The organism is Streptomyces sp. P9-A2, assembly GCF_036634175.1.
Classification (GTDB): Bacteria; Actinomycetota; Actinomycetes; order Streptomycetales; family Streptomycetaceae; genus Streptomyces; species Streptomyces pratens.
Window position 1 is genome coordinate 1142839 of sequence record NZ_JAZIFX010000001.1, and the last position, 13787, is coordinate 1156625.

A 13787-nucleotide genomic window follows, 5' to 3' on the forward strand; every position below is an offset into this window, starting at 1 on the left:
GATGTTCTCGTCGCGCCGGACGTGGCCACGTCAACGTGGATCTTTCCGGTGGGAGAACGTCCCGTGAGCGTTGCATCGCACACCTGCGCAGGCCGAACGCCATCCATGCGCACCTGACCCGCGGGGCGTCCCTTGTTCACACTGCGCGTGCCCGGGCGGTCACACGACGGTCTCCCCGGGACCGATCCGGCTGCGTACGGCGGTCTGCACCTCGGCCTCCTCCGCCGGGTCGGCGGCGAGCCTGCGCAGGCGCTCGACGACCCGGGTGTCGCCGGTCTCGGCGTGCCGGGCGGCGATCTCGCGGGTGGACTCCTCGCAGTCCCACAGGCACTCGACGGCGAAGCCGCTGCCGTAGGAGGGGTCGGTGGCGGCGAGGGCGCGGGCGGCCCGGCCGCGCAGGTGGGAGGAGGCGGTCTCGCGGTAGATGTGGCGGAGTACGGGAGCGGCGCAGGCGATGCCCAGGCGTCCGGCGCCGTCGACGAGGGTCCACAGGGTCGGCGCGTCGGGGCCTTCCCCCCGCACCGCCTCGCGCAGGGCGGCGAGGACCGGGTCGCGGTCCTGGAGACCGCCCCGGCAGGCGAGGACGCGGCCGGCGGCGGCGCCCAGGGCGTCGGGCCGGCGGGCCCAGCGGCGCGCGCGGTCGACGGCGGTGAGGCTCTGCATCCGTTCGAAGGCGTCGAGGGCGGCCTCCACGACGGGCGCCGGCCCGGTGGCCACGGCGTGCTCGATCAGGGTGAGGGCGTCCTGGTCATTGCTGTCGGCGAGGTAGCGCAGGGCGGTGCAGCGGGCGCCCTCCGTGCCGTCCTCGGCGGCACGGAGGATCTCGGGCCGGTCCTCGGGGCCGGCCACGGCGGTGAGGCAGCGGGCGGCCGGGACATGCAGGGCGGCGCCGCGCTCGATTCCTTGCTGGGCCCAGGCGAACACGGCCTGCACGCTCCACCCGGGGCGGGGCCCGGTGGGGCGCATCTGCCGCTGCCAGCGGTCGAAGCAGCCGGCTTCCTGGGCGGCCCGTACGCGGGTGGCGACGGATTCGCGCGGATCGTCGGCCCACAGACGCCAGGGGCGCGGTTCGAAGGCGTCACGGACGGTGGCGGCCAGTTCGCCCTCGCCCTCGGGGTCGGTGGCGAACCGCGCGAGCACGGGGGCGGCGAGGGCCCGCAGGCCGGCGTCGTCGTCCCGGAGGGCCAGTTCGTCCAGGGCCCAGGACCAGTTGGCACCTTGGGCGGCGTACCTGCGCAACAGGGCGAGCGCGTCCCGCCTGCCGTAGGAGGCCAGATGTCCGAGCACGGCGAGGGCGAGGCCGGTGCGTGACTCCTCGGTGTCGAGGATGTCCTCGGCATCGAAGAGGTGGGCCTCGATGGCGTCCAGTTCGCCGTGCAGGTCGAGGTAGAGGCGGGCGTAGTAGAGGGAGCGGTTCTCCACCTGCCAGTCGTGGCGCGGGTCGTGGAGCACGCAGTGGTTCAGCGCCTCGAGCGTTTCGGAGCGCGGGGCGGTGAGCGCGTGCAGCGTGCCGTCGCCGCGACCCCGCTGGAGCAGGCCGAGCAGCGTACCGCTGGGCGCTATGACCGGATCGAACATGGGAAACAGCCTCACATCAAGCGTCGACGCAACCGGGGACCTGCATTACCTGGCCGCGTGCCAACACGTCGGGGCGCCCGCCGTTTCCTGCTTGCTGTAGACCATCTTCCTCTGCCTCTCGTCGGGGGCCCACGCGGGCCGCGTCACGGCCCGCGCGGTGCGGCAACATCTGCCCAGCCATCGCGTCCGTGAATCACGTCGTCATGATGACCCGGCGGTCACATCTGCCGCGACCGAATTCCGGCGGCCTTGTACCGCCTCCCCCGTTTACTGTGGGTTTCCGCCGCTGTTCCCGTGTCTTCGCCGGTCGGAGCATGCGCGCCCGTGCGGTTCAGTGTCGTTCGGCACGTTTCGGCGGCACGTTTCGCCGGTGCGCTTCGCCGGTGCGCTTCAGTTCGCGCCGAACAGCTCGAGCAGTTCCGCGCGGGCGAACATCCGGGCCGTGTCGACGGCCGAGGGAGTGCCGGCGGCCGGATCGGCACCGCTCTGCAGGAGGGCCTTGACCACTTCGGTGTCGCCCTTGAAGGCGGCTCCCGCGAGCGGGGTCTGTCCCCGGTCGTTGATCCGGTCGACGTCGGCGCCGCGCTCCAGCAGCGCACGGACCGCGTCGGCGTGGCCGTGGTAGGCGGCGAGCATCACGAGCGAGTCGCCACGGTCGTTGGTGAGGTTGGCCGGCACGCCCGCGTCGACGTAGGCCACGAGCTCCTCGGTCCGGCCGCTCCGGGCCATGTCGAAGATCTTGGTCGCCAGTTCCACGACCTCGGGGTCGGGGGCTTCAGTCATATCGGCCGGACCACCTCTCGCCACGGATCATTCCGCATATCGGGGACAGGGCGTACGTCTGCGAGCGGTGCAGAGCCGTACAGGTGAATCGCCAGCGTACTGGCTCGTGCGGCACATGGGCCGACGTGCCCGAGGTAAAGATCACGGCAGGCCCGGCCGTACGCAACCGCCCACGTCGTTCAGGCCGGGAACAGTCCGCCGACCGGGCGAAATCAGTAGATCTTCACCCACTTGCACCTTTTATCGTATGGATACATTCTGTGATCCTGGAAGTACTCATGGTGACTGTCCCCCCGCGAACCAGGAGAACTCACATGATCCTCTCGATCTCAGGCGTCGTCCTGCTCGGCGTCGTCCTCTTCATCCTCTGCCGCAAGGACGGCCTGAAGCCGTTGCACGCCGTGGTGGCGATGCTGTTCGGCTTCTACCTGGCCAGTACGGCCATCGCGCCGAGCATCAAGGCCGGCGGCGAAAGCCTGGCCGGCCTCCTCGGCGGCATCAGGTTCTGACCCAAGTCCCCAAGCACCCAAGCCCCCGCCCACCCGTATCCACGCCCTGGAGGCAGCAGTGGCCCGGCGTCCCCTCCCCCGCATCCTGAGCAACCGCGGCGTTCACCTCGCCCGGAGCCGGGAGCTGGCCCGGACGGCGGCCGACAGCGCCACCGACGTCCTCCACCCACTGATCACGATCGTGCGCGGACTGCGCCGGCTGGCCTCGGCCGGGCGGCGCAGGCTGGCCGACACCCCCAAGGACCGGCGCGGCGCGCTGCTCTTCCTGGTGGCGTCGGTGATCCTGGTCGTGCTGCTGCTCCCGTACGGTCCGCTGCTCGCCGTCGTCACCCTGATGGCGGCGGCGGCCTGGCAGGGCCGGGACCGCTCCACGGCCGCGCCCGATGGCCCCGACGAGTCGCAGACCCAGCGTCTGAAATCGTTGTACGACGCCCTGGTGCCGTACTTCTCCTCGGCCGGTGACCCCGACCCCCTGTACACCCACGGCGGCTCCTGGGAGAAGGCCTTCCCGGCATACGAGTTCGACGGCACCGGCCGCATCACGCACCTGGTGCTCACCTACCCCGCGTACTACACCGACGGCGAGGCGGAGTCCCGTGCGCGGATCGAGCATCTGCTCGCCGCCAAGTCGGGGCGCGGTCGCGAATACCACTTCGCCTGGGACGAGGAGGGCAACCAGCTCACGGTCCAGGTCCTCGCCCCGCTGCCCGTCGACATCGCCGCCCAGCGCTTCGTCACGTCTCCCGGTGAGACGGTCCTCGGTTTCACCGACCCCACGCAGGTGCGCCGGACCCTGCCACTCGCCCACGGCGAGGAGCAGCGCGACGTCCCCCCTGTCGTCTGGCGCACCGGCGTCCGCTCCACCGAACCTCATCTGCTGGCGGCCGGGCAGCCCGGCAGCGGCACTTCCACCCTGCTGCGCTCCGTCGCCCTCCAGGCGCTGCGCCACGGTGACGTGGTGATCGTCGACGGTGGCGGCACCGGCGAGTACGCGTGCCTGACCGGCCGGGAGGGCGTGCTCGCCGTCGAGTGCGGCCTGGCGGGGGTGTCGGAAAGTCTCCGGTGGGCCGCGCACGAGACGGAGCGCCGCCTGATCGCAGCCAACCGTGCCCACCAGGCGGGCGATCCGCCGCCCGAGGACACCAAGCGTCCGCTGTGGATCCTGCTGGACCGCCCGAGCTCGTTCACGCACCTCGCCGCCGCCGACGGCCGGGAGGACCCCCAGTCCCTGCTCCAGGTCCCGCTGCGGCACGGCCGCCCGGCGAACGTCACGGTCGTCGTCGCCGATCAGCTCGACAGCCTGGAGACCCTCAGCGACGCGGTACGGCAGCACACACGCGCGCGCGTCGTCCTCGGGCCCGCGACTTCGGAGCAGGTGACGGCCGTCCTGGGCGCTCCCCCGCACACCACCCCCCTCGATCACATCCCCTCGGGACGCGGCTACGCCCGCCTGGGCACGGGTCCGGTGCACCGCCTCCAGGTCCCGGCCACACCGAACCCGTACGACGACACGACCAGCGCCGACCACCGGCAGGCGGTACTGGACCTGCTCCCGGCCCGGTCCGCTCAGGACGACGCACGGACGGAGCCGACGCAGCCGGAGCGGAAGGTCCCGGAGCCCGGCCCCGTGCGCAGAACTCCGGCGGACGCAACGTTCCTGGACAAGCACTCCATGGAGAAGAAGCCCGTGGACCCGACCGCCACGGGCAAGACCGCCACCGACACGGACGCGGCGGACGCGGACAAGGCGCCGCTGGAGCCGGTTCCCGCGAAGGCGGCGGCCACGGAATCCTCCTGAGGACCCGGTACGCGCCAGCGGACACGCTCCCGCCGCCGCCGGGCGCAGACACCGCTGCTCCGTCCGTTACGCCACGAAGATGCGCGGCGCCTCCGCCCCCGACGTCCCGCCGTTCTCGACCACCCGTGCCGCGGCGGCCAGCCGTACCGCCGCCTCCTCGGCCACCGCCCCGCCCACGGTGAAGGGCAGCCGCACATACCCCTCGAACGCCCCGTCGACGCCGAAGCGGGGCCCCGACGGTGCCCGTACTCCGACCCGTTCTCCGGCCTCGGCGATCCGCGATCCCGAGAGCCCACCGGTGCGCACCCACAGGGTGAGCCCGCCCCGCGGAACCTCGAACTGCCAGTCGGGCAGTTCCCGGCGCACCGCGCCGACCAGCGCGTCCCGGTTCTCCCGGGCCTGTGCGCGCCGGATCTCCACGGCCCGCTCCCAGCCGTCCGTGCCGAACAGCCAGTTCACCGCCAGCTGTTCCAGAACGGGCGTGCCCAGGTCGGCGTACGCGCGCGCGGCGACGAGGCTGCGGATCACCTCGGGGGCCGCGCGCACCCAGCCGATGCGCAGGCCGGCCCAGAAGGCCTTGCTCGCCGAGCCGACCGTGATCACGGTGGACCCGGCCGGGTCGAAGGCACACACGGGACGCGGCATCTCCACGTCCGGGTCGAGCCAGAGTTCGCTCATCGTCTCGTCGGCGACCAGCACCGTGCCCGCCGAGCGGGCCGCGTCCACGAGCCGGCGGCGCTGGTCCTCGTCGGCCAGCGCGCCGGTCGGGTTGTGGAAGTCGGCGACGACGTACGCGATGCGCGGTGCCGCCTCGCGGAGCACCTGGCGCCAGCGGTCCATGTCCCAGCCGGCCAGCCCCTCCGCCATGGCCACGGGGACCAGCCGGGCCCCGGCCTCCCGCATCAGCTGGAGGATGTTGGCGTAGGACGGCGACTCGACGGCGATGCGCTCGCCCCGCCCGCCGAAGAGGTGGCAGATGGCGTCGATGGCACCCATCGCCCCGGTCGTCACCATGATCTGCTCGGGCATGGTCGGAATGCCCCGCGCGGTGTACCGGTCGGCGATCGTCGCGCGCAGTGCGGGCAGTCCGGCCGGGTAGTCGCCGTGGGTGTGCGCGTAGGGCGGCAGTTCCTCCAGAGCGCCCTGCACGGCGCGGGTGAGCCAGGGCTCGGGCGCGGGCAGCGCGGCGCAGCCGAGATCGATCATCGAACCGAGGGCCTCGGGGGGCAGCGGTTCCAGCCCCCGCGCGGGGACCGGGTTTCCGGCCGGGACGGCGGTCCAGCTGCCGGCACCGCGCCGCGACTCCAGGAACCCCTCTCCCCGCAGCGTCTCGTAGGCGGCCGCCACGGTGGTGCGGCTGACGGACAGGGCCAGGGCCAGTTCCCGCTCGGCGGGCAGTCTGGCGGCCACGGGAACGCGCCCTTCGAGCACCAGGAGCCGGATGCCGTCGGCGAGGGCCCGGTAGGCGGGCGGGCGGCGGGTGCCGGGGCCCGCCGGGCGGTCCTGCTGGGAGCTGAGCAGCCGGGCGAGCTGCGTCGCACCCACCGCCGAGGTCCACTGCGCCACACTAATCAGTCCACCTTCCCCGAATTGGCCATGGATGAGATCTCCATCCACGCCACAGGGTGTCATGCGTCGGTCCACTTCCACCACAGGGGGACACCTTGTCCAGCCACCCGCCCCGGCAAGGACATCTCGTACGACGGCTGTTCCAGCTGTACTCCGGACTGGCGTTGTACGGCGCGAGCTCTGCGCTGCTGGTCAGGTCCGGACTCGGCCTGGAGCCGTGGAACGTGCTGCACCAGGGCCTGTCCGAGCGCACGGGCCTGTCGATGGGCGTGGTGCTGACCGTTCTGGGTGCGGCCGTGCTGCTGCTCTGGATCCCGCTGCGCCAGCGGCCGGGGCTCGGAACGGTCTCCAACGTCCTGTTGATCGGCGCGGCCATGGACGCGACCCTGATGGCAGTGCCCGAGGTGCACGGCACGGTCCCGCGCGTGGTGATGACGGCGGCCGGCATCGTACTGAACGGCGCGGCGACGGGGCTGTACATCGCGGCGCGCTTCGGTCCGGGGCCGCGCGACGGGCTGATGACGGGGCTTCACCGGCGTACAGGGGTGTCGATCCGGCTGGTGCGCACGGTGATCGAGGTCGCGGTGGTCACCACGGGCTTCGTTCTCGGGGGCACGGTGGGCGTGGCGACCCTGCTGTACGCGGTGACGATCGGCCCGCTCGCCCAGCTGTTCCTCCGGCTGTTCTCGGTCCCCCCGGCATCCGACGGCCGCACGGTCGTTGCCGCGCGTCAACCACCTGGAGCGATACTGCGTCCGTGACCCCACCGATACGCCACCCCTACCTCGACCATCCCGGCCCGATCGCCTTCGCCCACCGCGGCGGGGCGGCCGACGGCCTGGAGAACACCGCGCGCCAGTTCCGGTGCGCCGTCGAGGCGGGCTACCGCTACATCGAGACCGACATCCATGCCACCCGTGACGGCCGGCTCGTCGCGTTCCACGACGCGACCCTGGACCGGGTGACGGACGGAGCGGGCCTGATCGCCGACCTGCCGTGGCGGGACGTGGAGCAGGCGCGTGTGGCGGGCCGGGAGCCGGTGCCCCTGTTCGAGGAACTGCTCACCGCCTTCCCCGAGGTGCGGTGGAACGTCGACGTCAAGGCCGAGCCGGCCCTCCTGCCCTTCCTGGAACTGATCGGGCGAACGGACGCCTGGGACCGGGTCTGCCTCGGCTCGTTCTCCGAGGCCCGCGTGGTGCGCGCCCAGCGGCTGGCCGGGCCCCGTCTCGCGACGTCGTACGGCACCCGGGGAGTGCTGAACCTCCGGCTGCGCTCATGGGGGGTACCGGTGACGGTGCGCCGGTCGGCCGTCGCCGCCCAGGTGCCGGAGGCCCAGTCGGGCGTCCCGGTCGTGGACCGTCGCTTCGTGCGTACCGCCCATGCACGCGGGCTCCAGGTGCACGTGTGGACGGTCAACGAGCCCGAGCGGATGCACCGGCTCCTGGACCTGGGTGTGGATGGCATCATGACCGATCACATCGACACACTGCGCAAGGTCATGGAAGACCGCGGGATCTGGGTCTGACACCCCGCCCGGCCACCGAGCGCGTTCACGGGGAAGCGAGGGCACCGGTGGGCAACGACACCGTGCGGTCACCGGCGGCGGACGAGGCGGCCCGCCGCCGGTACGAGCAACGCGGCTGGTACGTCTACGACTGGGCGTGCTCCGTGTACTCGACGAGTGTGCTCACCGTCTTCCTCGGCCCCTATCTGACCTCGGTCGCCGAGGCCGCCGCGGACACGGACGGGTTCGTGCATCCGTTCGGCATTCCGGTGCGCGCGGGGTCCTTCTTCGCGTACGCGGTCTCCCTGTCGGTGATCCTGGCGGTGCTCGCGATGCCGCTGGTGGGCGCCGCCGCCGACCGTACCGGCCGCAAGAAGCCGCTGCTCGCGGCCGCCGCCTACACCGGGGCCGCCGCGACGGCGTGCATGTTCCTCCTCGACGGTGAGCGCTATCTGCTGGGCGGCGCGCTGCTGATCGTGGCGAACGCCGCTCAGTCCGTGGCGATGATGCTCTACAACTCCTACCTGCCGCAGATCGCCACACCGCAGGAGCGGGACGCGGTCTCCTCGCGGGGCTGGGCCCTCGGCTACGCCGCGGGCGCCCTGGTCCTCGTGGCCAACCTGGTCCTCTACACCGCTCATGACGCCTTCGGGCTCTCCGAGGGCATGGCGGTCCGTATCTGCCTGGCGTCGGCGGGCCTGTGGTGGGGCGCCTTCACCCTGGTGCCGCTGCGGCGGCTGCGCGACCGCCGCGCCCCCGCGCGGGAGGCGGGCACCCCGACCGGCTTCCGGCAGCTCGCGACGACCCTCCGCGACATGCGCCGTCGCCCGCTGACGCTCGCCTTCCTCCTGGCGTACCTGGTCTACAACGACGGCATCCAGACCGTGATCTCGCAAGCCTCGGTCTACGGCTCGAAGGAGCTGGGGCTCGGGCAGGCCACTCTCATCGTGGCCGTGCTGCTGGTCCAGGTACTGGCGGTGGTGGGCGCCCTGGCGCTGGGCCGGCTGGCCCGGATCCACGGAGCGAAGCGTACGATCCTCGGCTCACTGGTCGCCTGGACGGTGACACTGGCCGCCGGGTACTTCCTGCCCGCCGGGGAGCCGGTGTGGTTCTTCGTCCTGGCCGCGGGGATCGGCCTGGTCCTCGGCGGCAGCCAGGCGCTGTCCCGGTCGCTGTTCTCGCACCTCGTACCGCCCGGCAAGGAGGCCGAGTACTTCTCGGCGTACGAGCTGAGCGACCGCGGGATGAGCTGGCTCGGGCCGCTGCTGTTCGGGCTGACCTACCAGATCACGGGAAGCTACCGGGACGCGATCCTCTCGCTGGTGGCCTTCTTCATCCTCGGTTTCGCGCTGCTCGCGCGGGTACCCGTGCGCCGGGCCATCGCCGCCGCGGGGAATCCCGTTCCGGAGAGGATTTAGCGCTCGGCACGAAAGGGCGGTAGTGTACGCGTTTGGCCTGCCAGGTGTACCGTTACTGCGCGTCAAAGATGCCGAAACGCTGTGTCATATCTGTCATCAGATGTGACAAACCAGGCGCCGGTGGGTACTGCACTGGTTGAGAAGGCTGCGGCTACGACGGCGACACATGGCCCGGAACGGGAATCTTTACCGCCGACCGGACGTTGACCGGATGACGACGACAGCGACACCTGTCCTGTGGGCGACAAGCCCGGGAGGCACGATTCATGAGTGAGCGAGCTCTTCGCGGCACGCGCCTCGTGGTGACCAGCTACGAGACGGACCGCGGCATCGACCTGGCCCCGCGCCAGGCCGTGGAGTACGCATGCGAGAAGGGGCACCGCTTTGAGATGCCCTTCTCGGTCGAGGCGGAAATCCCGCCGGAGTGGGAGTGCAAGGTCTGCGGTGCCCAGGCACTCCTGGTTGACGGCGACGGCCCTGAGGAAAAGAAGGCCAAGCCCGCGCGTACGCATTGGGACATGCTGATGGAGCGACGTACCCGAGAGGAACTCGAAGAGGTTCTCGAGGAGCGTCTCGCCGTTCTGCGCTCCGGCGCGATGAACATCGCGGTTCATCCCCGGGACAGCCGAAAGTCGGCTTGATCCCGGCGAAGGATCCGGGCGGGAGAACTCAGCACAGCAGCACAGAGGGCCGCGGGCGCCGTACCAGTAGGTACGGCGCCCGCGGCCCTCTGTGCGTCCGGCCGACCTGTCGGCGCCCGGTCCTCTCGGCCCTCAGGACTCCGCTTCGGCTCCCGGTCCTCAGTGACTTTCAGCGGGAGAGCGGCGGGCGGGGTCCTTGCGGGAAGTCGCCCGGCGTGGCCCCGGTCTCGTCCCGGATCACCTCGCCCTGGACGACCTTGCCGTCGGGCCGGTGGATACGCGTCTGCTGGAAGGCATCACCCAGGGAGCCCTGGCCGGCCTCGCGGAGCTTGCGCTCGAGGGTGCGCTCGGCGTACCGGCTCACGGCCTTCTGGACCGGGGGCACGAGCAGCAGCAGACCGACCGCGTCGGAGACCAGGCCGGGGATGATCAGCAGCAGTCCGCCCAGCATCATCAGGCCGTTGCCCTCGCTGTTCGGCCGCGGCTCGGCCGGCCCGCCGTTCTGCTGCTGTTGCAGCGTCTCGGTGAGGTTTTTGAAGGCGCGCCGGCCGGCCCGCTTGATGACCACCGAGCCGAGCGCCAGACCGGCCAGCAGCACCAGGAGGACCACCAGCCCGTTCGACGCCCCGGCGACGACCGTGAGCAGCCAGATCTCCAGTACCAGCCACGCGGCGACGCCGAGCGGCAGGAAGGTGCGCAGCCTGGAGCGCCGGGGCCGGGCGGGGTTCGGGGTCTGAGCGCCAGTCGTCATACTCCCAGTGTGCCGAACACCGGCTCAGTACGGGATAAGCGGGGCCTCCGGAACAGCGGGCCCCAAGGGCGCGCGACGCCGGGGCGGTCCGAACGGCCAGGCCGGTCTACGGCTTGACCTGCTCCGTATGTCCGGACAGTTCCGCTTCCGTCGGCCCGGCGGCCGGCTCTGCCCGCTCGCTCGGCTTCGGCTGCCCGGCCCGCTTGTCGTCCTCGCGTCCGAGGACCTTGCCGACCCTCTCCCCCACACCCCACGCCGTGACCCGCCACAGCGCCTCGACGAGGATGTCGCGGCTCATCTTCGAATCGCCGAGTTCCCGCTCGACGAAGGTGATGGGCACCTCGACGACGTGGTAGCCGGCCTTGACCGCGCGACGGGCGAGGTCGACCTGGAAGCAGTAGCCCTGGGAGGCCACCTCGTCCAGGCCGAGACCTTCCAGGGTCTCGCTCCGGAACGCGCGGAAGCCGCCGGTGATGTCGCGCAACGGCAGATCGAGCGCCACGCGCGAGTAGAGGCTGCCGCCGCGCGAGATGTACTCACGGGACTTGGGCCAGTTGACCACCCGGCCACCGGGTACCCAGCGTGAACCGAGCACCAGGTCGGCGCCCTTGAGCGCGGTGAGCAGACGGGGCAGTTCCTCGGGCTGGTGGGAACCGTCGGCGTCCATCTCGACCAGTACGCCGTAGCCGTGCTCCGTGCCCCAGTGGAAGCCCGCGAGGTAGGCGGCGCCCAGGCCCTCCTTGCCCTTGCGGTGCAGCACCTGGACCTGGTCGTCCCCGGCGGCCAGTTCGTCGGCGAGCGCGCCGGTGCCGTCGGGGCTGTTGTCGTCGGCCACGAGAACGTCCGCCTCGGGAACGGCTTCGCGCACCCGGCCGACGATCGCCTTGATGTTCTTCGCCTCGTTGTAGGTCGGAATGATCACCAAAGTTCTGCCGAGCGGGCCGAAAGTCCTCCCCTGGGCATCCGCCGTGCGGGTCCCGTCGCCGTCGTTCACTGCAGCCCCTTCATCATCTGTGCGGGATCCCACCATAGTGGTCACAGCAACCTGCGATGACATGAAAGGACGTTCGTATGGTGCTGCGGATTTTCGAGGGACTTTTGGGGATCGGACAGCAGCGTGCCATCGCGCGTACGACAGCAGCGTGCCATCGCGCGTACGGCGGAGAGGGCCCGGCGCCCTTCGGGCCGACCTGGGACCCGCTGGCTGCGAGTCGACCTGAAGCCGTTGTCTACTGAGCGACCGGGCCCCGCCCGGGGTCACACCTTCCCGACCCGCCGGAACGTCCCCTCGGCGCCGCGCCGACGCTGAGCCGGCCCTCAGTGGCGACGGACCGTGCGGCACACCGTCCCTGACCCGGCCGCGCCGCCGCGAGTGAGCGGAAGTCCCCCGGTCGGGCGTCGGTGGCCCCGGCCGAATCTACCGGCCTCCCGCCGCTGTCTGTCAACAACCGTGCGACCCGCGCCACGTGGTTCTCGTGCCTGGTCACCAGGAGGACGCGCAGGTCGCGCGGCGGGACACGCTCCATGATCGCCGCCGGGCGGCCGGCGTGGATCACTCGCCCGGCCGTACGAAGACCGTGCGTCCGCCGACCACCGTGCGCCGGCAGACGGGCAGTTCGCCGCCCGGGGTCAGGTCCGGCAGACCGGGAGTGCCGGAGCGGGGGTCGGTGGACCAGCGTGCCACCCGGTCGTCGGGCGCCTGCACCACGAGAGCGCCGGTGTGCCAGACGGCGTAGTCGGCGGGCGCGCCCGGCACCAGGACGCCCGCGTCGTCGCGTCCGATCGCCCGCCAGCCGCCGCGCGTGTGCGCGGTGAACGCGGCGCGCACCGAGACGCGGTGTTCCGGCGTGCGGTGGAAGGCGGCGGCCCGGACGGTGCCCCACGGGTCGAGAGGGGTGACCGGGCTGTCGGAGCCGAAGGCGAGCGGGACACCGGCGCGCAGCAGGGCCGCGAAGGGGTTCAGGGTACGGGCCCGCTCCGCGCCCAGGCGCCGGGCGTACATGCCGTCCTCACCGCCCCACAGGGCGTCGAAGGCGGGCTGGACGGAGGCGGTCAGGCCGAGTTCGGCGAAGGCGGCGATGGTCGAGGGGGTGAGCATCTCGGCGTGTTCGACGCGGTGCCGGGAGGCGCGGACGCGGTCGAGGCCGACCTTCTCGGCGGCGGCGCGCACTCCCCCGGCCACCGCGGCGACAGCGGCGTCGCCGATGGCGTGGAAACCCGCCTGGAGGCCCGCCTCGGTGCAGTCGACGACGTGGGCGGCGATCGCGGCGGCGTCGAGGTGGGCGGCGCCCGTGTGGCCCGCGTCGGCGTACGGGACGTGCAGGCACGCGGTGTGCGAGCCGAGGGCGCCGTCGGCGAACAGGTCGCCCGCGGCGCCGGCCGCGCCCAGTTCGCGCGCCTTGGCTACGTTCCGCTCGGCCCAGTAGCCGACGACGCGCGGGCCGGGCCCTTCGGCGGCGAGCCGCAGCAGGCCGGTGAAGTCGTCCTCGGAGGAGATCTCCGGGCCGCCGCACTCGTGGACGGTGCCGATGCCGAGCGAGGCGGCGTGCGCCAGCGCGGCGCGTTGGGCCCCGGTGCGCTGGGCGTGTGTGACGGCGCCCAGGGCGGCGGCGCGTACGGCGTGATGGGCGTCGCCGGTGAGAGGGCCGTCCTCGCGGGTGATCTCGCCGGCGCCCTCGCGGGTGACGAGGTCGAGCAGCGCGGTGCTGACCACCGCGGAGTGGACGTCGATCCGGCTGAGGTACAGGGGCCGCCCGCCGGTGGCCGCGTCGAGTTCCGCGCGGGTCGGTGGACGGCCGCCGGGCCAGCGGGCGGCGTCCCAGCCGTGGCCGAGCAGGACCCTGTCGGCCGGTCGGGCGGCGGCGAACTCCCGCACCCTGTCCAGTGCGGCCTCCAGGGAGGGCGCCCCGGACAGGTCGAGGCCGGTGAGCGCCAGCCCGGTGGCCGTGGTGTGCACATGAGCGTCGGTGAACGCCGGGGTGACCAGCGCCCCGTCGAGGTCGATCACCTCGTCCACCCCGTCCGCGAAGGAGTCGGCGGCCCCCTCGGAACCGACCCAGGCGACCTGACCGCCCTCGACGACCATCGCGGTGGCGAAGGGGTCGGCGGGGCTGTGGACCTCTCCGCGGCGGAGCAGGACGGTGCGCGGCGGGTCTGTGTGCGGCGGGGCGGTGCGTTCGCTCATGGCCCCCAGTCTCACCCCTCGGAGGGCCCGGCCCGCACCCAGGGCCGCCGTT

The 13787-nt window shown here is 72.4% G+C and carries 12 protein-coding genes; 6 read left to right on the plus strand and 6 right to left on the minus strand.

Features of this window, described 5'->3' with window-relative positions; genetic code table 11:
• Positions 1 to 159: 159 nt before the first annotated feature.
• Both V4Y04_RS05090 and V4Y04_RS05095 read right to left on the minus strand, forming a co-directional pair.
• Positions 160 to 1578 carry a HEAT repeat domain-containing protein gene (locus tag V4Y04_RS05090; RefSeq protein WP_332426102.1) on the minus strand — a complete coding sequence of 473 codons (1419 nt, stop codon included), beginning with the start codon at positions 1576 to 1578 and terminating at the stop codon, positions 160 to 162.
• Between the two features lie 390 nt (positions 1579 to 1968).
• On the minus strand, positions 1969 to 2361 hold the full coding sequence (locus V4Y04_RS05095; protein ID WP_332426103.1) for an ankyrin repeat domain-containing protein: 393 nt from the start codon (positions 2359 to 2361) through the stop codon (positions 1969 to 1971).
• 314 nt (positions 2362 to 2675) lie between these two features.
• Here V4Y04_RS05095 and V4Y04_RS05100 point away from each other — a divergent pair, with 314 nt between their 5' ends.
• Together V4Y04_RS05100 and V4Y04_RS05105 are read left to right on the plus strand one after the other, a co-directional pair.
• The gene (locus V4Y04_RS05100; protein WP_332426104.1) at positions 2676 to 2870 is read left to right on the plus strand and encodes a hypothetical protein; all 195 of its coding nucleotides are present in this window, start codon (positions 2676 to 2678) and stop codon (positions 2868 to 2870) included.
• Positions 2871 to 2928: 58 nt separating this feature from the next.
• Positions 2929 to 4668 (plus strand): ATP-binding protein, encoded by a 1740-nt coding sequence (locus tag V4Y04_RS05105; protein WP_332426105.1) that lies wholly within the window; start codon positions 2929 to 2931, stop codon positions 4666 to 4668.
• Between the two features lie 66 nt (positions 4669 to 4734).
• Here the strand turns inward: V4Y04_RS05105 and V4Y04_RS05110 are convergent, their stop codons facing one another.
• A complete protein-coding gene (locus tag V4Y04_RS05110; protein ID WP_332426106.1) occupies positions 4735 to 6234 on the minus strand; it encodes an SCO1417 family MocR-like transcription factor in 1500 nt (499 codons plus the stop codon).
• Positions 6235 to 6332: 98 nt separating this feature from the next.
• Between V4Y04_RS05110 and yczE the strand changes: the two genes are divergently transcribed.
• The 4 genes from yczE (at position 6333) to V4Y04_RS05130 (ending at position 9800) form a co-directional block, all read left to right on the plus strand.
• Entirely contained in the window at positions 6333 to 6998 is a 666-nt protein-coding gene (gene yczE / locus V4Y04_RS05115) for a membrane protein YczE (RefSeq protein ID WP_332426107.1), read from the plus strand.
• Positions 6995 to 7762, plus strand: coding sequence for a glycerophosphodiester phosphodiesterase (locus V4Y04_RS05120; RefSeq protein ID WP_332426108.1), 768 nt, complete (start codon positions 6995 to 6997; stop codon positions 7760 to 7762). Before yczE ends, V4Y04_RS05120 begins: the two co-directional genes overlap by 4 nt.
• 47 nt (positions 7763 to 7809) lie before the next feature.
• Entirely contained in the window at positions 7810 to 9159 is a 1350-nt protein-coding gene (locus V4Y04_RS05125) for an MFS transporter (protein WP_332426109.1), read from the plus strand.
• A gap of 266 nt (positions 9160 to 9425) precedes the next feature.
• On the plus strand, positions 9426 to 9800 hold the full coding sequence (locus tag V4Y04_RS05130) for an RNA polymerase-binding protein RbpA (protein ID WP_003977404.1): 375 nt from the start codon (positions 9426 to 9428) through the stop codon (positions 9798 to 9800).
• A gap of 169 nt (positions 9801 to 9969) precedes the next feature.
• On the opposite strand, the gene fxsA is transcribed toward V4Y04_RS05130, so the two are convergent.
• From fxsA to V4Y04_RS05145, 3 genes are all read right to left on the minus strand, one after another.
• On the minus strand, positions 9970 to 10551 hold the full coding sequence (gene fxsA, locus V4Y04_RS05135) for an FxsA family membrane protein (RefSeq protein WP_332426110.1): 582 nt from the start codon (positions 10549 to 10551) through the stop codon (positions 9970 to 9972).
• Positions 10552 to 10657: 106 nt separating this feature from the next.
• Positions 10658 to 11545 (minus strand): polyprenol monophosphomannose synthase, encoded by an 888-nt coding sequence (locus tag V4Y04_RS05140; RefSeq protein ID WP_332426111.1) that lies wholly within the window; start codon positions 11543 to 11545, stop codon positions 10658 to 10660.
• Between the two features lie 558 nt (positions 11546 to 12103).
• Positions 12104 to 13735 carry an amidohydrolase gene (locus tag V4Y04_RS05145; protein ID WP_332426112.1) on the minus strand — a complete coding sequence of 544 codons (1632 nt, stop codon included), beginning with the start codon at positions 13733 to 13735 and terminating at the stop codon, positions 12104 to 12106.
• Positions 13736 to 13787 lie beyond the last annotated feature (52 nt).